We start from the raw sequence: 18,396 nt of genomic DNA, 5'->3' as shown, positions 1-18,396 counted from the left end.
ATGGCAACCATCGATGATTTTACCAAGCTGGATATTCGCGTCGGGACGGTCGTGGAAGCAGAGCCCTTCCCGGAAGCGCGCGTTCCCGCCATTAAAATGAAGATTGATTTCGGCCCGCTCGGGATCAAGCGTACAAGTGCGCAGATTACGAAACGGTATGACGCGGATAGCGTTGTAGGAAAGCAAGTCGTGGCCATCGTCAATTTCCCGCCTAGACGCATTGCCGGCTATCAATCTGAGGTGCTTGTGCTCGGCGGCGTACCGGAGCAAGGGGACGTGGTGCTTCTGAAGCCGGATTTCGATCTGCCGAATGGAACGCCCATCGCTTAAGATTATTTACCGATCCAAGCGTCGGTATTATGGTGAAGCTCTGCTCATAAATGCGTTCCGGGACGGTCGCCTAACCGTCCTCCTTTGAATATATCTGATGTATCAGATGATTCAAGAGAGGATGTTGGCCTTGCAAACTGTTTCTCATGGTATCGTTCAACTGTGGATTGCCTACACATCGAACCGCGGCGGATCGTTCGACATATGGCTGTACCGCCCTCAGGACGGTTTTGATTTTCAACTTACTCAAGGGCTCGGCGCGGAATTTTCGGTTCCCTATTGGTCGCCCGACCGGAGGAGTATCGCATTCATCGGTATCGGCAATGTGGTCCATGTGCTGGATACCGTATCGTTCACTGTAGCCAGAATTGATCAAATCGAACCGTACACGCTGCTGGACTGGTCTCCCGATAGCCGGTCTTTGGCGTATGTCAAGAATGATCGGATCGTCATTTATGATACGGCCTCTCATCGAAGCTATTCCATCCCGGAGACCGGAGCAACGGACGCCCAATGGTTCCCTTCGGGCATGGAGCTTCTATTTGCGTCTCCTGATTCTGGCGGGGTTACGCAGCTCTACCGCATTCGGACCGATGGCACGGAACGGAGACAAATCACACATCTAACGGACGGTCCGCTCCACGACGTTCGGATTTCCCCGGATGGAACCTTCGCGTTGTATACATCCCCTGGAGCAAGCATCTCCATGATTTCGACGGTGGATTTGGCAAACGGCACCATCTATGCATTGGAAGGCGGCCCACTCGCGAAAAACTATTTTCCCGCGTGGTCTCCTGATTCTAAAAGCATCGCTTACAGCGCAACAGCCTACAGCGAGCCAAATTACTATTCGCTCATCCAGATTGACAGCCGTACCGGTCAGGATCAAAGGACGGTTGCAGTTTCCAACTGTTTCGCCACGCCCGTCGATTGGTCGCCGGACGGTGCCAAAATCGCCTATTTGTCCGGGTGCACTGTTGAAGAATTCGCTAGTCAGCTTTGGATCGTCGATATCAGGGAACAGATGCCGATGCACGTCGTTAGCGGAGGCAGGATTACTGCCTTGCAGTGGTCCCCAGGTGGCAGGAAGGTTCCGAAAAGCATGTTCACAAGCCTTGTATACCGGGTATCCTTCCCGTATCCCGCAAATTGGCGGCCGGTCAGTGAAGAGAGATACGAGGGCTTCGACGGTTTCTTCCAGGTATCCGCGATTTCGTCTGGCGACCGGATTGCCGATGTATGCAGCTCCGAAGCTTTTCATCCATTAATGCCTTACGGTTCTTCTCCAAGGATTGTCCCTGCTATGATACAAAATCAAGAAGCGTGCTTCATTTATCCGTCAGCTGACCAGCCAACGGAGATGAATAACCAAGCAGCCCTTATTGTGAGATATCCGAGCCCTGTCCAAATTGGGGATATGTTCTACGCTTATTTCATCTTGTGGGCAGACGTTAACCATATCGGTCAAATCGGCGCGAGGCTGTCGTTCATCTAGCGTTTGAGCAATGAGTTGCAGGAAAGTACCCCTCGGCCGTTGAATATATCCGAATGCTGCAATAATGATCAGGCCTTTTCAGGAACACTTATAGCCGCAGGAGGAGAACAACATGAAGTCGATCACCGTTCAAAGTCTTACGGAGTTATTTCATTTGGAAGTGCTTGCAGGCGCCAATCGCATGGATCGAATGATTACCCGTCCGCAGACGCACAGACCGGGTCTGGAGTTTGTCGGGTATTTCGATTTTTTTCCGATGGAGCGAGTGCAGGTGCTCGGCCGTAAGGAGATTAACTATTTATTGACGCTTAGCATAGAAGAACGCAAACTGCATATCGGAAATATCGTCAAATATCATCCGCCGTGCTTTATTGTCACCTCAGGACAGCAGGAGATCCCTTATCTGACTCTATTCTGCAATCAGGAAGGCATACCGTTGTTGCGTACAACCGAGACGACAACGGAGTTTATTGCCAAGTTGAACAGTTATTTGGTGAAGACGCTGGCTCCGGAGATGTCGATCCATGCGGTGTGCGTGAATGTATCCGGCATTGGAATCCTGCTCCGGGGCAAATCCGGTATTGGCAAAAGCGAAACGGCCCACACCCTTATCCGGCGGGGCCACCGGTTTGTGGCGGACGATATCGTGGTGCTCAAAAAGCTGGGCCCTTCGACTCTTCTCGGAACGCATAATGAGACAACCCGGGAGTTTCTTGCGCTGCGAAGCATCGGGTTGATCAACGTGGTGCGTCAATACGGGCGCACGGCTTTTCAGGATGAGACGCGAATCGTGCTTGACATTGAATTGGTGCCTTGGCGTGAAAATTCCCTAAACAACGAGCTGGAGGCCGTGCCTCAATTTACGGAATATCTAGGCATCCAAATTCCTCATATCGAGGTTCAGCTTCAGCCGGGGCGCGACGTAGCCAGTCTGATCGAGGCGGCGGCCAACAATTGGTATCTTAAACAACTCGGCTACAGTGCGGCCGAAGACTTTATGAAACGAATCGAAAACGAGATGCAATCGTGAGGTTTAAACGACTTTCCGCCATCTGACAATAAAAAACTTACGGAAACGATGTTGGTGATAGATGAAAATCCAAGTAGGAGAACTACAAATCGAATGTCATGTAGAATACGGTCCACGCAAAAAGCTTTCGATCCATGTCCACCCATCGGGTCTGATCACGGTGAAGGCACCGAATCGTACAAGCGATGAGACGGTGATCAACGCCGTAAGGCGGCATGGGAGCAAAATCGTGAAGCAATTGCAAGCGATCGAGGCAGCCCGAACGGCTCCGAAGGTCAAGGCATACGAGGATGAAGGCAAATTCCTTCATCTTGGGCAGTATTATTCGCTGCATGAGTTAATCGAAACGGACGGGCGAACGGAAGAGGAGCTTCAACGGGATCTGAAGAAATTTTACTTCGCAAGCTGCAAGAAGGTGATCGCGGAACGAATCCGAATTTATCAGAAGCAGCTCAAAGTCACGCCGAAATCCTTCATCATCGAGGAGTCCAAAACGAAATGGGGCAGCTGCAGCTCGGCGAAGCATCTCACTTTCAACTATCGCCTCGCGATGGCGCCCATCGAGGTCATTGATTATGTGGTCATTCATGAACTCTGTCATCTCTTGCATATGAATCATGACCGATCCTTCTGGCGATGCGTCGGCAGCGTGATGAAGGACTACAAAGCTAAGGAAGCCTTCCTCGCGAAATATGGACATGCCATGACTTTGTAATGCATTGATTATGAGTCATAGAGAGAGTTAGGGCACTGCCTGATTTGGGCAGTGTCCTTTTTTTGAATGGATGCTGATCGGCTGATCTGATTCCATTGGCCACTGGCAGCGTTGGCGCCAGGGCTGCTGCTCATTATGATTAACGGATTCCTGGCTTTCGGCACGACGGCCGTCTTGTCGACCGGTTACGAAGGCTGCTGCTTGCGTTGATCTTAACATCTATTTACATTAGAGTAATGACACAGAAAAATTGATACTTACGGAGGCAATGATGAAAACAATTGGACTCATCGGAGGCATGAGCTGGGAGAGCACCGTGATGTACTATCAGATTATAAATGAGGTCGTAAAGGAACAATGGGGTGGGCTGCATTCCGCAAAAATTTTGCTATACAGCGTGGACTTCCAAGAAATTGAAGAATGCCAGGCCGTTGGGAATTGGAACAAGAGCGCAGAAATTTTAGGAGATGTTGCCGTAAACCTTGAAAGGGGTGGTGCGGATTTTATCGTAATCTGCACCAATACGATGCATAAGGTTGCTCCAATCATTCAGCAAAGAATCCGTATTCCCATTATTCATATTGCAGATGCCACTTCGAAGAAGCTCATGGAAAGCGGCATAAATCACGTAGCTTTGCTTGGAACCAAATACACGATGACTGAGGATTTCTACAAGGAAAAACTGATTGCAGCCGGCATTCATGTGCTGATTCCTGATGAAGATGACATACAACTTATCAACCATATCATTTATGACGAATTGTGCTTGGGTATTATTTCTCAACGATCCAAGAACGAATATTTGCGTGTGATCAACCAATTACAGAAGCAAGGTGCCCAGGGAGTCATACTGGGCTGTACTGAGATTGGTCTTCTTATTAAACAGGACGATACGAATATTCCTGTTTTTGATACGACTCAGATTCATGGAACAACAGCAGCCCTATTTGCACTTGAAAAATAATCATTGATGTTTATTGTCGTAGGAGTTGCTGTTCGTTTCGTTCGATGTATAATGTTCGTATGGGTTCATATAAATCCATTTGAGTTCATTATATGTCTTGAACAAGGAGAGAAGGATCATGCCAAGAATCAAAATTGAATTGCTGAATCGTGAACAGAACGTGAGGGTGGAAGGTGACCGTCATTCGCAATCCTCCCATGACCGCGTGATGGAGCGGGAAGACGAGGATTTCACTTATCTGGCCTGTCAACAGCTGGAATACGCCGCCGGCGACAAATTTAGAATTACGACGGAGCACCCGAATCGGTATTTGGTGGTTCAGTTGGATGAGGCACTCTTTCCGTCCCTGGTATATGTCAAGGGAACCAGCTGGGAATACGAAATACCGTTGTCGTTCAAGCAAGCCTACCCAGAGAAGGCATTTACGGGGACAAAACATTATGTTTCGGTACGCTATGCGGCGGATAGCGAAATTACCCAATATCGGAATTTGGCATTGAATACCCATGACCAGAAGCATGATTCCAACGCTTACCCGCATGCTCACGCCAACGTGGAAACCCGAAATGATCCCACCTTCTTTGCGCGCAATGCGATCGACGGCATTTATGCCAACAACAATCACGGCTCCTATCCATATCAATCCTGGGGTATTAACCAGCAGTCGGATGCGGAGCTGACGCTGGATTTCGGGCGAACGGTTGAGCTTGACCGGATCGGTCTTGTTTTACGCGGCGATTTTCCTCATGACAGCTGGTGGAAGGAAGTCACGATTGCATTCTCCGATGGTTCAACGGAGCAGCTCTATCCCGTGAAAAGCCGGAGCATCCAATATTTTGAGATTCAACCCCGCAAAGTGGAATGGTTGGTGCTCAAACGATTGATCAAAGGCGATGAGGCGCTTTTTCCGGCATTAACGCAGCTTGAAGCCTATGGCAAAAACGTAGACGTAACAGAGAAGTAAAGCAGAGTAGGATTGGTGGATTCATAACCGTCGTAATCATCCTGGGCCATTACGGATAATCGCAGAGTAATTGACAACCCTCAGCAACAAGGTATGATCAAATAGATATCAGTATCATGCCGAGGAGGGAATATGATGAATTCGACTCAATGCCAGGGAAGGCCGAATGTGCTGCTCATTACGGTCGATCAGATGCGCTTTGATTGCCTTAGCATAGCAGGTCACCCTGTGGTGGAAACGCCCAATCTGGACGAGCTTGCAAGGAGCGGCGTAAGGTTTAGCCGTGCGTATTCTGCCACACCCACCTGCGTACCTGCAAGAGCGGCGATCTTCACCGGCCAATCCCAGCGCGCTCACGGCCGTGTCGGCTATCAAGACTGCGTCCCGTGGAATTACAAGGAGACGCTGCCGGGGGAATTGGCTAAAGCCGGTTATCACACGCAGTGTATCGGTAAAATGCATGTTTACCCTGCACGCAATCTGCTGGGGTTCCACAACGTAATGCTTCACGATGGTTACCTGCATCACAACCGCAATAACCACGGCATTCCGATGCAGGAGCATTACGATCAAGTTGACGATTACTTGCAGTGGCTTCGCGAGAGGGTGCCGGGCGCCGACATGACCGATCTTGGTTTGGACTGCAATTCATCGACCGTCGCTCGTCCTTGGCATTTGGCGGAAATGCAGCATCCAACCAACTGGGTGGTAACGCAGTCGATTGACTTTTTGCGGCGATGGGACCCCGGGAAGCCGTTCTTCCTGTGGATGTCATTCGTCAGGCCGCATCCTCCGTTCGACCCTCCGCAGGCCTACTTGGATCTGTATGAGGATGCCGATATTCCGGAGCCGCCGGTTGGCGATTGGGCAGAGACGGAGGACCCGGATCTGGCCGGATACTCCCCTATAACGGGGCGGGGACTTGTCCCGAAACGCCGTCTGCGTAAAGCGATGGCTGCCTATTACGCCCTGATCACGCATATCGATCACCAAATCGGACGCTTTTTGCAATCATTGAACGAATATGGGGAGCTAGGCAACACGGTGATCCTGTTTACTTCCGATCATGGCGAGCTGCTGGGGGACCATCATTTATTCCGAAAGTCTCTTCCGTACGAAGGCAGCACCCGCGTGCCGTTTATCGTCAACGATCCCGGCAACCGTTTAGGCCTGAAGAGCGGCACGGTTTCAGATCATGTCGTGGAAATGCGGGACATCATGCCCTCGCTGCTGGAAGCGGCCGGCGTGCCTATACCGGAAACGGTCGAAGGCGAGAGCATCTGGAGACTAGCGTCAGCAGGAAGGGATGGGGGAAGCAAGCCTGCTTGGCGTCCCCATCTTCATGGAGAGCACGCTCAAGGGCTTCAGTCCAATCATTGGGTTACCGACGGAAAGGAGAAATACATCTGGTTCTCCCAAACAGGCAAGGAGCAGTTCTTCGATCTGGTTGAAGATCCCAATGAGCTGCACAACGCGATCGGGGACGAAGATCGGCAGGAACGAATCCGGTATTGGCGTTCGGTCCTCATCGGAGAGCTTGAAGGACGCGAAGAGGGTTATACGGATGGCCAACAGCTGATCACCGGCCGGAAGCCGGTAGCCGTATTATCCCATATTTTGAAATAGCACGAGACCGTAAATTACATTCAGAACCGATTAGGAGATAACATGCTAACGACACAACAGCTAAAAGACATTGAACGATTGCAAGCCGAGTGCGAACTTCATGACCATGTCCAATTAAAGCTGAATTGGGAAATGCTCAGAGAACGCAAAACGGAGAATCTGGATTTTTTTCATTATGAGGAAAAGGAACTTGTAGCGTTTCTTGGGCTATATCCGTTTGGCTCGACCGTCGAAGTATGCGGCATGGTAAAGCCTGCCGAACGACGAAAAGGGCATTTCCAGCGATTGTTTCATCTCGGAATGGAACAGGTAAAACTCGCCGGATACAAGAAAATCTTGTTGAACGCGCCAGCGGGATCCGATGCGGCAAAGGCATTTTTGCACCAACTAGGTGCGGAGCATGCTTTCTCGGAGCATCAAATGACGTGGCAGGAAATGCCGCTTGAGGATTCGGACGGTATTCTGCTGAGGCAGGCAACATGGGAAGATTATGAAACAAGCGTGCGCTTATCCGTGGAAGCATTCGGATTGGACGAAGAAGATGCCAGGGCGATGGAGAGCCATCATTTTGCTGATAATACGGGTATGTTCATGATTGACGTAAACGAAGAAACGGTCGGGAAGCTTCGAGTCAGCCGCGAAGAGGGGCAGGCGTGGATTTATGGTTTCTCCATATTGCCGGAATATCAGGGCCGAGGAATAGGCAGAAAAGCGTTGCGGCGAATCGTGAAGGAACAGAGCTCAGCCGGATACTCGGTGCACTTGGAAGTCGAAACGAAAAACGACCATGCGCTGAGGTTATACGAGTCGGTTGGATTTAAAGCCGTGCATGCACAAGACTATTATCAATATGAATGCAGATCATAACAAAATAGATGTGCAAGAAAAGTCGCCCTCATGGCGGCTTTTTGATTTTCACCGCATTATTCAAATCTTTACGATGATCTATTGAAGTCTATTTTTTCTGCCGATAAAGAATGGAGCATGCATATCTGATCATTCAGGAGGAATCATCATGAAAAAAACAGTCATCCTGCTAACCAGCGCGGCCCTGATGTTTGCGACCGCCGCAGGCACGATCTCAGCCAAACCAAGCAACACGCCCCCCGGCAAGACAAGTAACGCGGCATCGCCAAAGGGACCAAAAGAAAAAGAAACTCGTAATGACAAGCAGCAAACCGAGGAAGTCGATTCCTCTGATAAGTCCAGCAAAGAAGAGGACCAGGTTCAGGAATCCACAACGTCGGAAACAGAGAAAGCAAACGACCCTTCCACCGATAAAGTCGATTCCAAGAACAAAGGACACAAAGGATACAAAGGTTTGCTAAATGCCATTCAAAACGTTGAGGATAAACCGGCAGGCGCCGTTCTAGCCAATATTTTGCTTACCGAATATGCGGCCGAGTTAACGGACGAGCAACAAAAACAACTTGAGGCCATTATAGAAAAGGACAAGGCGTTAGAAGCGGCAGCGGACATGCTTGAAACAAACGGCAGCGTGACTGAAGCCGTGTATTTGCAAGAAGAAGCCATCAAAGCCAATTTTAAAAACCTGGATCTTTACAAAACCATGGGAAAGCTCAATAAAAAGGCAGGTAAAAAGAATGGAGTTAAGCTGTATGTGAACGGCGAAGCTTCGGACACCGAACCGTTTGTCAAAAAAGGCAATACATATGTTCCTTTTCGCGCCATAGCCGAGGCTTTGGAGGCTGAGGTTATATGGAATCCTGAAAAGCGTTCCATCACCGTCTCGAAGGACGGAGTGAGCATCCAACTCCTGGTTGGCAGTAAAACAGCGTCCGTCAATGGCAAGAAAATTTCGCTGGATGCCCCAGCTACCGTTACAAAGGGCAATACGTATGTGCCCGTACGATTTATAAGCGAGGCATTGAATGCAACCGTCAAGTGGGAAGCGGAAAGTCAGACCGTCGTTGTCTATGAAGAGAAAGCAGAATAGGTGAATTTCTAAGCCGCTAATCGGAACGAGATCAGCGGCTTTTTTCTATTAATAAAGTCTTTGATAAAGAGGGCCATTTCGTCTGTCGTAATGCCGAATGAGAATTAGGTCCATGCATGAAAGGCTAAATATGTATACCATATGTTAAATTTTTTCAGTGTCTTCTCCATTGTAAACGCTTTAATATCGATTTATGACCGACTGACAGGAGGGGAAGTTATGAAGTTTGCAGGACGTTTCTGCATGGTGTTATGGATTGTCGTCATCATGGTGTCGGCGACCGGATGCATGGCGGGGAGGAACGGGGCCGACAGCAGTATGTCTCACCAACCGGAACGCCCGTTTGACAATGTGCGGATTACCGCATATATGGCTAAAAATCCGGTTGCGGACATCCTTCGCGCCCATCTTCCCGAATTTGAGAAGCAGACGGGTATCAAGGTGGATTTTCAAGCGTTGACCAATGAGCAGCTCAGCCAAAAGATGTTCGTACAGATGACGGTAGGTAGCGAAAGTCCCGATGTGTTCATGATCCGGCCGCTGGAAGAGCTAATTCTGTATGAGAACAACGGCTGGTTAACGCCCTTGGAATCGTATGCCGTATCGAACCCGCGTTACGACTTCGCCGATTTCTCTTCAACGGCGCTGGAATCGGTAACGGTGAACGGGGAGCTGCTTGCCGTCCCGCTATCGACGGAGCAGCAGATACTATACTATCGCAAGGACCTGCTAGAGAAAAAAGGGATCGAAGTCCCGCAGACCTTAGAAGAGCTGGAAGCGGCGGTTAAACAGGTGCATGATCCCGAGCATGGCATGTACGGATTTGTCGCTAGAGGGCAGCGAAGCGCTCTCGTAACCCAGCTATCGTCATTCGTTTACTCCGAGGGCGGGAATTTTCTAAGCGCAGATAAAGCGGCATTGAACACAAAGGAAACGCTCAAGGGGATTCAGCGATATGTAAGGCTGCTCGGAAACTATGGACCGCCCGATGCGCTTAGTTACAGCTGGCCGCAATCCGCAGATCTCTTTGCGCAAGGAAAGGCGGTATTTTTCACCGATGCCAGCGCGATCTACTCCCTGCTAGCGCAATCGGGATTAGCTAAGGAGAAGATCGGGTATGCGCTCTTTCCGGCAGGTGATGCCGGTCGCAAGCCGTATAGCACCACTGCATGGGCCATTGGCATCAATGCGAATTCTGCCCGCAAGGATGCTGCCTGGGCATTCATCGAGTGGGCTTCGGGCAGGGACATGGTGCTGCAAGCCCAGAAGATCGGTAATCCGGGAGCGCGGAGCTCGCTGTGGCATGACAAGGAAGGAATCTCCGGCTTTCCGGATGAGCTGATTCCGGTGATCAATGAATCCATTCCGATCGGAATGAGCTACGACCGTCCAAAAGTCATTCACGTGAAGGAAGCACGGGACATTATCGGCGGTATCGTGGTGAAAGGAATTATCGGCGAAGATGTCGGAATTGCTGCGGAGTCGGCAAACGTTCAATTGCAAGAACTGATCGACAGCGAGAAGTAGAGCGAATCGCTCTGACACGGGGGTATGTTATTGATGAAGCGGTTAAGAACAAGTACGTTTGCCAAGCTTACAACATTGCTGGCGGTCCTGGTTATTCCGATTATTTTGCTGTATGCCTACTCCCATCAGGTCAGCATCAACGTCGTCCGTTCGGCTGTGGAGGAGGGCCAGCGGAACCGACTGACGTTTTTCATGAGTCAGATGGACACCATGATCGACCAGCTAACGAAATATTCGGTGATCGCGAGCAATGATGACGGGATTAAGAGTTATCTGGCGGAGCACTCAGGCAGCACTCCCATGGAACGAATCGACAGCCAGCAGCGGATCACGGATATGTTGAACATGCAGATTGCAACTAGCAGCTGGGACAGCCAAATCTTAATGTACCTGACGCAGTATCGTGAATTGCTGACAACCGACTTGTCGGCAAGGTATGATGCCGAATACTTGGCTCATGCCCATAAGCAGAACTGGACTTATCAACGGGATTCGCGAGGACAAGCTTTTTTTAGCTGGATGAGAACGTCCGCTTCTTCGCAGGATCTGATCGTGGAGGTCCGTTTCACCGACCAGAATCTGGTCAATATGCTGAATCGGTTGAAACAGGACGGGGACAGCGAGCCATTCCTGTATGCACCTGACGGAACCGTTATTGCCAACAGCACATCGGTCGAAGAAACGATACGAATGGCCGCCGGCACCCTGAACGAATTGCAGCTTGGGGAAGAGGGCAGCCGAATCGTGCAATCGGGGCAGGGCAAATATGTAATGAATTACGTCTTGTCCAGCAGTTTGGGCTGGTATCTGGTGGATTTCGTCCGCCTGGACAGCGTATATTCCCCGATCACTTTAAGCAGCGCCCTCTTTTATATTTCCGTATCGCTCCTGCTTGTTCTCGTTTTACTGCTGACCTTGTTGTTGTACCGCAATGTCCAGCGTCCGATTTCCCGCCTGCTTCATGCGGTGAGAAGGATCAGGGACGGTCAATACATGACGCGCCTGAAGGATGTGCCGAAGAACGAGTTCATGTATCTGTTTCACTCCTTCAACAACATGGCAGAGCAAATCGAGGAGCTCATCGAACGGGTGTACAAAGAGTCTTTGCGATCCAAGGAAGCCACGCTTAAGCAGCTCCAATCGCAAATTAACCCTCACTTCCTGTATAACTGCCTGTTCTACATCAAAAACATGGCCAATCTTGGCGATAAGGAAGCTGTCGTGGCCATGGCCCTGAACTTGGGGGAGTATTACCGGTACACGACGCGACTGGAAAAACCGACCGCGCCCCTTGAAGAGGAAGTGAAGCTGGTTGACAATTATTTAACGATTCAGATGCTGCGGCTTCAGCGACTAACCTTCGAGATCGAGATTCCTGACAGCATGATGCAGCTCGAGATTCCGCGTCTTCTGCTTCAGCCTATCGTGGAAAATGCCGTCATCCATGGTGTTGAGGATCAGTTGGATTTCGCGATGATTCATATTTCCGGAGAAATCGAAGGGAGTCGATGCAGGATCAGAATTGACAACAACGGCCAGGGCATGGACGTAGGCATCATCGACAAACTGAAGCGGCAGGTCGAAGAGCCTTTGAACGAAAGCGGGGGATTCGGCCTATGGAACATTCATCAGAGACTGGTCACCCGGTACGGCAAACATGCGGGCTTGTCCTTTTCAGAATCGCCGTCAGGAGGACTTCGCGTGGAAATATGCTGGGAAATACCGAGTAGGGAAGGGAGGGATAACGTTGTATACATTGCTGATCGTTGATGATGAAGCAAGCGTGGTGGAGGGGCTTGCGCATACGATACCTTGGCAGAAAATCGGAATCGATGAGGTGCGCAAGGCATACTCCGCTTTCGAAGCGCTGGAAATACTGCAGACGCAGCCGGTCGACATCATGATTTCCGACATCACGATGCCACGGATGAACGGCCTCGAGCTTGTCGAGATCACGAAATCAAAATGGAAGCATATCAAAACGATCCTGCTGTCCGGGTATGCCGATTTTGCTTACGCGAAGGAAGCCATTACGCTTGGCACTTATGAGTACCTGCTAAAACCCGTCAGCGACGAAGTCGTTCTTGAAAAAGTAGGCGGAGCTGTGGAATCGCTGCGGCAGGAGCGTGAGTCCAGCGAAACCTATAATCGCGCGGTTCAGGCTTTTCGGGTTAATCTGCCACATATTCGAGGCGAATTCCTGAATCAGCTGCTTCAAGGCATGAAATCACCAAAGAACGTTTGGGCCGAAAAACTGGAGCTGCTTGAAATGAAATCCGCCAACGGAAACCAAGCGGCTCTGATGCTTGTACGCATGGAGGACCGTCTGACGGAAATGAGCCCTTATGACTCCTCCATCATGGAGTACGCGATCGGTAACATGGCGGACGAGATCTTCGGGGAACGGTTTCGATTGTGGCGATGCAGGGACATACATGGATATCTCGTCTTTTTTGTTTTTGAAAGCGATGATTCGGCGGCTAGGATGCACCCTCATGAGCATACGGAGGAGAATGAGCTCAAGCATTTCGCTGCACAGCTGCAGATGAATGTCAGCCGTTACCTGAAAGGAACAATCTCCGTCCTGATCGGAAAGCGAGGTTCCTTCCCGGAAGATGTCCGAAAGCTGTATCAAGACAGTCTTTTCGCTTTGCGCCGCCATATCGGCAGCCACAGTGATATGTTCGTTTACGCAGAAGATGAGGAGGAGCTGCATCCGGTCCGTTCCTTGCAAAAGTGTTATGAGCCTCCGCTGCTCCCTCATCTGCTGGAATCCGGCAGTTGGAAGCAAATCCAAGAGAAACTTGAGCAGATCCTGAAGGAATTGTCGCTCGCGCACAGCCAATCGCAAGAGCATGTAACCGAAGCCTTTTTCTATATATATTCCTCGCTAAGCGCATATGCGCACAAGAACGGACGCAGTCTGGCCGATATCGTCGGAGCGTCCCTTGCGGATGTAACGGGACTCTCGCAATGCACGACTGCGGCCACGCTCGGCAAATGGGTGGGCCAAGTTCTGCCTCTACTGGAGTCAAGCGCCGAACAGGCAACGCGCAGCGACCGGAGCGCTGCCGTGTCCCGGATGAAACGGTTCATACGGGATCATCTGTCTCAGGATATTTCCCTGCAAGCCATTGCGGACCATATGTATATGCATCCGGTTCACGTGTCCCGCCTCTTTAAAATGGAGACCGGATCGAACGTGAGCGATTATGTGCTCCGATTGAAAATGGAGCAAGCGGCCGAGCTGCTGGCCGACCACTCCTTGAAAAACTTCGAAATTGCCCTGAAGCTGGGATACCACAACCCGAATTATTTTATTCGGGTGTTCAAAAAGTATTATTCCGTTACGCCGCAAGAATACCGAAACAGTTTGGAAACCGGAATGCCGTAATAAAGCCTGTAATACCGTCCGTTTTCAGCCATGCATGTGGGCTGGAAGCGGGCTTTTTTTGTCTAATTCGGCCGCTGCTTTCGATTGCGGCATCATGTTAAGTAAGGAGAGCGGATGTTAAGCCTATATCATTTAACCCAGTTTATGAAGCCCTTACAATGAATGGTGTAAGGACATTCCACTATATGCTGAGGGGTGAACATGATGAAGATGAAGAAAAACTCCATACGATGGGTAACGGCAGCTTTAGTCATGATATTGATGGCAGGATGCAGCGTAGGGGGAACGGGTGGCAGCGGATCAGGGAGTGAGGAGCCGGGCAAGGAAACCCTGACATTCTGGATGAAGAAGCAGATGTTCGAAGAGCAAAACCAGATGATCCAAGAGAGGGCAAAACAGTTCGGGGAAGAGCATGATGTGAATGTCAACGTGGAGTTTATCGCTTACGAGGACTTTTATCCGAAATGGTCGGCAGCCATCGAATCGGGTACTACGCCGGACGTCTCCTTCTTCGGCTACCAGGAAGTCGGACAGTTCTATGCCAAGGACGTTCTTGAGGAGGTTACCGACGTTGTGGGCAGCGTGGAGAACGCAAACGGGGAAATACAGGACAGCCTGAAAACCTCCGTGACGTTCGAGGACAAGTTATACGGAGTGCCGTTCTGGACCGAGTCCACGGCTTTATACTATCGCAAGGACATGCTTCAGGCAGCCGGTTACAGCGAGCCGCCTGGAACCTGGGAGGAATTCCGCGAAATGGCGAAGGCACTCACGGATTCTTCCAAAGGGATATACGGCGCTGGACTCGGGTACGGGAAAGGCAATTCGGATGCCGAATGGCTGACCCGGGCGATCATCTGGTCCTACGGAGGTTCCCTCGATACCGAGGACGGCAAGAATGTAGCGGTGAATTCGCCCGAAACTCTTCAGGCGGTTCAGTTGATCAGGGACATTTTCATCGAAGATAAGGTAACGCCTCCGAGCTCCATCGGATGGGATGACAGCGGCAACAACAAATCGTATTTAAGCGGCCAGTCGGCCATGATCTTCAACGTCGGCAGCTTGGCTGCGACGATCAAGAACGATAATCCCGAATTGTACGAGAATACGGGGATCGCCATGCTGCCCGCAGGACCGAAGGGAGCGGTAGTGCCTGGCATTAGCAACAATCTAGGCATATTCAAGGCATCTGCGAACAAGGAGCTTGCCAAATCCTTCATCGAATATATGACGGACAAAGCGTGGTACGGCCAGTGGGTGCAGAATGGAGCTCCATTGACCGGTCCGATTTACACGGACCTGGCAAACGAATCCGTATGGCAGGAGGAGAAGAACAAAGGATTCGTCGACTCCATCGCACATTTCGCTTTCCTTGGATACCCTGCGGAGTATAGCCCGAAGGCTGGAGAGATTTATAACCTTCGATATGTCAACGACGTTTTCCAAAAGATGCTTCTGGATTCCGGCTTCACGGCTCAACAAGCAGTGGACGAATTACAGAGCAAGATCGAGGCGGTATACGCGAAGTAGGGTTATGACTTAACCGCGCATCAGGCTCCGCAGTCCGATTACAAGGCATCGATGCAAGGTCCGTGGCTGCGGATGAGCCTGAGGCGTCAGAAAGAAGGTGCTCTCAATGAAAAGCTTGGAAGTCCAAACAACGCCGGGGAAAACCCGGGCGCTTAGGCGGGAACGAAGTGATACAAGCAGCAGGCTGGCTTATCTTCTCATGAGTCCGGTGCTAATCTATTTGCTGGCTGTCATGGCGCTCCCTTTTTGCTGGGCGGTCTATCTTAGCTTGACGAATAAAGTGGTCGGCGTTCCCGAAACGTTCATCGGCCTGCGAAACTATACGGAGCTGTTTACCGATTCCGTGTTTTGGAAGGCGGTATGGAATACGGTTGTCTTTACGATGGTGGCCGTCATTTTGAAAGCGGTCTTCGGGATGATTATGGCGCTCGTGCTTAACGAGAATATCGTTGCTCGAAACTTTTTCAGGGTGATGCTGTTTCTTCCGTGGACCATTCCCACGATCGTCTCCGTATTTACCTGGCAGTGGATTTACTCCGACGTCGGCGGCGTGCTGAATGCCATGCTCCTCAAAACAGGGCTCATCGACAGTCCCGTCGGCTGGTTGGCCACACCGGACCTGGCCATGTTCTCGGTCATTCTCGTCAACGTGTGGCGGGGCATTCCGTTCATGGGCATTGCCATATTGGCCGGCCTGCAGACGGTGTCCAAAGAGATGTATGAAGCCGCTATGCTGGATGGAGCGGGAGCGATCAAGCGCTTTTTCTACATGACGCTCCCCTCGGTAAAAGAAGTGACCATTCTGTCTTCCGTCATCACCACCATCTGGACGCTGAACGACTTCGAGATTATCTGGCTGCTGACACGCGGCGGTCCAGACAATGGCACGCAGGTGTTATCCACGCTTAGCTATACCGTCGGCTTTCTGAACATGAGTCTCGGCAAAGCAATTGCGATTTCCCTCATTACGCTGCCGCCGCTGATCATGCTGATTCATTATGTGACCAAGCGTTCGCTGGCGTCCGACAAGTAAGGAGTGATCTTAATGAAGAACTCGCTCGGCAAGCAAATTACGGTATACTCGACGCTCGCGCTGCTGCTAATATTCGCGCTCTTCCCTTTATATTGGATGGTGATTACCTCCTTCAAATCCAACGGGGAGATCTATTCCATGACGCCTACGTTTTGGCCGAAGGAATTTCTCGGAACCGCCTACGATAAGCTGATCAACGAAAAGGGCTTTATGACGAATATCAAAAACAGCTTGTTCGTCTCGTTGATCGTATCCTTGTTCTCGATCACGGTCAGCATGTTGGCTGCATATGCGATCTCCAAGCTCAGGTTTCGAGGAAGAAGCTTCATCTCCAAAAGCATTCTGTATGCGTACCTGATGCCGAGAGCCGTTCTGTTTATCCCGCTGTACATGCTGGTGACGGCCATCGGCATCAACAATTCCATTTACGGCCTCATGCTGATTTATCCGACGATCACGATTCCGTATGCTACGTGGATGCTCATTTCCTATTTTAGATCCATCCCGGACGAGATCGAGGAAGCGGCCATGATCGATGGATGTTCGCGAATCCGTACGATGACCAAGATCATTTTTCCGTTATCGGCTCCGGGCATTGCGGCTACCTTCATTTTTTCGTTCACGTTATGCTGGAGCGAATATCTGTATGCATTGGTTGTTGTCACAAAAGGCGCTGACAAGACGATCACGCTGGGATTGTCGGATATGATCGTCGGCGACGTCTTCGCATGGGGACCCCTGATGGGTGGCTCCATTATTGCATCGATTCCGGTCATCGTGATGTATCTGTTTACATCAAAATATATGGTAAGCGGAATGACGGTAGGAGGAGTTAAATAATGAAGGCGAAAAAAGTGTTAGTAACGGCTACGAATTACTCCAAACTGTGCGCGGATGCGAAGCGGCTGCTCGAAAGCCATGGATGCGAGATCATCGAGAATCGTTTCGGACGTCCGCTGACGTTCGAGGAACTGAAGGAAGTGGTGGGATCGGTCGACGGCGTCATTGCCGGCGTGGATACTTGGAATGAGGCGGTATTCAAGCTTGCGCCGCAGCTTCAAGGCATCGCCCGTTTCGGCGTTGGCGTGGACAATATCGATTTGGAGGCTGCAAGAAAGTATGGGATACAAGTAACCAATGTACCACGAGGCAATGCCAACGCGGTGGCCGAGCTGGCGATCGGATTGATGATCTCGGTCCGTCGTCACATTCCCGAGCTGGATCGATCGACGAAGAACGGCGGCTGGGAACGTTTTGTCGGCTCTGAGCTTGCTGGAGGAACGATCGGCCTTTTAGGTTTCGGGAATATCGCACAGCTCACCGCGAAGAAGTTGAAGGGCTTTGATGTCGAGATTATCGCTTATGATAAATATCCAGATACAGCTAAAGCGTCGGAATACGGCGTTACAATGACAACTTTCGAGCATGTGCTGGCGCATAGCGATATCGTCAGCATGCATTTACCCAGCGTGAAAGAGACGCACCATATTATGAATGACAAGGCTTTTGCCAGGATGAAACCATCCGCCATGTTCATCAACACCGCGAGAGGAGCCGTCGTGGATGAACAGGCGCTTTCCCGGGCGCTGTCGTCTGGAGTCATCGCCGGGGCGGCCATCGATGTCTACGAGTCAGAGCCCATAACCCCCGGCCATCCGATTCTGCAAATCGGGAACCTGATAACGACGCCGCACACCGCAGCCGAGACTTTCGAGACCTATACGCGGGTCAGCATGATTACCGCTCAGGCATTGCTGGATATATTCGAAGGAAGGGAACCGCAAAATATACTGACTGCAAAAGAATAAAGCACAACCAATGATACGAACCA

The 18,396-nt window shown here is 50.6% G+C and carries 16 protein-coding genes; all 16 read left to right on the top strand.

Annotated features, from left to right (window positions below; all coding sequences use genetic code 11):
* Complete coding sequence (gene csaA, locus RB297_RS06555; protein WP_375120090.1) at positions 1-330, top strand: chaperone CsaA; 330 nt, start codon at positions 1-3, stop codon at positions 328-330.
* A gap of 121 nt (positions 331-451) precedes the next feature.
* On the top strand, positions 452-1,825 hold the full coding sequence (locus tag RB297_RS06550) for a hypothetical protein (protein ID WP_375120089.1): 1,374 nt from the start codon (positions 452-454) through the stop codon (positions 1,823-1,825).
* A gap of 112 nt (positions 1,826-1,937) precedes the next feature.
* Entirely contained in the window at positions 1,938-2,855 is a 918-nt protein-coding gene (gene hprK / locus RB297_RS06545) for an HPr(Ser) kinase/phosphatase (RefSeq protein ID WP_009593767.1), read from the top strand.
* Positions 2,856-2,916: 61 nt separating this feature from the next.
* The gene (locus RB297_RS06540; RefSeq protein WP_096774114.1) at positions 2,917-3,570 is read left to right on the top strand and encodes a M48 family metallopeptidase; all 654 of its coding nucleotides are present in this window, start codon (positions 2,917-2,919) and stop codon (positions 3,568-3,570) included.
* Between the two features lie 271 nt (positions 3,571-3,841).
* Positions 3,842-4,534, top strand: coding sequence for an aspartate/glutamate racemase family protein (locus RB297_RS06535; protein ID WP_375120577.1), 693 nt, complete (start codon positions 3,842-3,844; stop codon positions 4,532-4,534).
* A gap of 118 nt (positions 4,535-4,652) precedes the next feature.
* Positions 4,653-5,498 carry a hypothetical protein gene (locus tag RB297_RS06530; RefSeq protein WP_375120088.1) on the top strand — a complete coding sequence of 282 codons (846 nt, stop codon included), beginning with the start codon at positions 4,653-4,655 and terminating at the stop codon, positions 5,496-5,498.
* Between the two features lie 135 nt (positions 5,499-5,633).
* A complete protein-coding gene (locus RB297_RS06525) occupies positions 5,634-7,124 on the top strand; it encodes an arylsulfatase (RefSeq protein WP_375120576.1) in 1,491 nt (496 codons plus the stop codon).
* 42 nt (positions 7,125-7,166) lie between these two features.
* Positions 7,167-7,991, top strand: coding sequence for a GNAT family N-acetyltransferase (locus RB297_RS06520; protein WP_375120087.1), 825 nt, complete (start codon positions 7,167-7,169; stop codon positions 7,989-7,991).
* Between the two features lie 148 nt (positions 7,992-8,139).
* The gene (locus tag RB297_RS06515; RefSeq protein WP_375120086.1) at positions 8,140-9,081 is read left to right on the top strand and encodes a copper amine oxidase N-terminal domain-containing protein; all 942 of its coding nucleotides are present in this window, start codon (positions 8,140-8,142) and stop codon (positions 9,079-9,081) included.
* A gap of 219 nt (positions 9,082-9,300) precedes the next feature.
* Positions 9,301-10,608 carry an ABC transporter substrate-binding protein gene (locus RB297_RS06510; RefSeq protein ID WP_096774108.1) on the top strand — a complete coding sequence of 436 codons (1,308 nt, stop codon included), beginning with the start codon at positions 9,301-9,303 and terminating at the stop codon, positions 10,606-10,608.
* A 33-nt stretch (positions 10,609-10,641) separates the two neighbouring features.
* Complete coding sequence (locus RB297_RS06505) at positions 10,642-12,378, top strand: sensor histidine kinase (RefSeq protein WP_375120085.1); 1,737 nt, start codon at positions 10,642-10,644, stop codon at positions 12,376-12,378.
* Positions 12,356-14,002, top strand: coding sequence for a response regulator transcription factor (locus tag RB297_RS06500; protein ID WP_375120084.1), 1,647 nt, complete (start codon positions 12,356-12,358; stop codon positions 14,000-14,002). Before RB297_RS06505 ends, RB297_RS06500 begins: the two co-directional genes overlap by 23 nt.
* A 201-nt stretch (positions 14,003-14,203) precedes the next feature.
* Positions 14,204-15,532 carry an ABC transporter substrate-binding protein gene (locus RB297_RS06495; RefSeq protein ID WP_375120083.1) on the top strand — a complete coding sequence of 443 codons (1,329 nt, stop codon included), beginning with the start codon at positions 14,204-14,206 and terminating at the stop codon, positions 15,530-15,532.
* Between the two features lie 106 nt (positions 15,533-15,638).
* Positions 15,639-16,565 carry a carbohydrate ABC transporter permease gene (locus tag RB297_RS06490; protein WP_375120082.1) on the top strand — a complete coding sequence of 309 codons (927 nt, stop codon included), beginning with the start codon at positions 15,639-15,641 and terminating at the stop codon, positions 16,563-16,565.
* A 12-nt stretch (positions 16,566-16,577) separates the two neighbouring features.
* Complete coding sequence (locus RB297_RS06485) at positions 16,578-17,405, top strand: carbohydrate ABC transporter permease (RefSeq protein WP_015735795.1); 828 nt, start codon at positions 16,578-16,580, stop codon at positions 17,403-17,405.
* Positions 17,405-18,373, top strand: coding sequence for a phosphoglycerate dehydrogenase (locus RB297_RS06480; protein ID WP_375120081.1), 969 nt, complete (start codon positions 17,405-17,407; stop codon positions 18,371-18,373). Before RB297_RS06485 ends, RB297_RS06480 begins: the two co-directional genes overlap by 1 nt.
* Positions 18,374-18,396: the final 23 nt, after the last annotated feature.

This window comes from Paenibacillus sp. CR_12 (assembly GCF_041953985.1).
Lineage (GTDB): Bacteria > Bacillota > Bacilli > Paenibacillales > Paenibacillaceae > Paenibacillus_AQ > Paenibacillus_AQ lautus_A.
The sequence above is the reverse complement of the archived record's forward strand: the minus strand, read 5'-3'. Positions and strand labels throughout refer to the sequence as shown.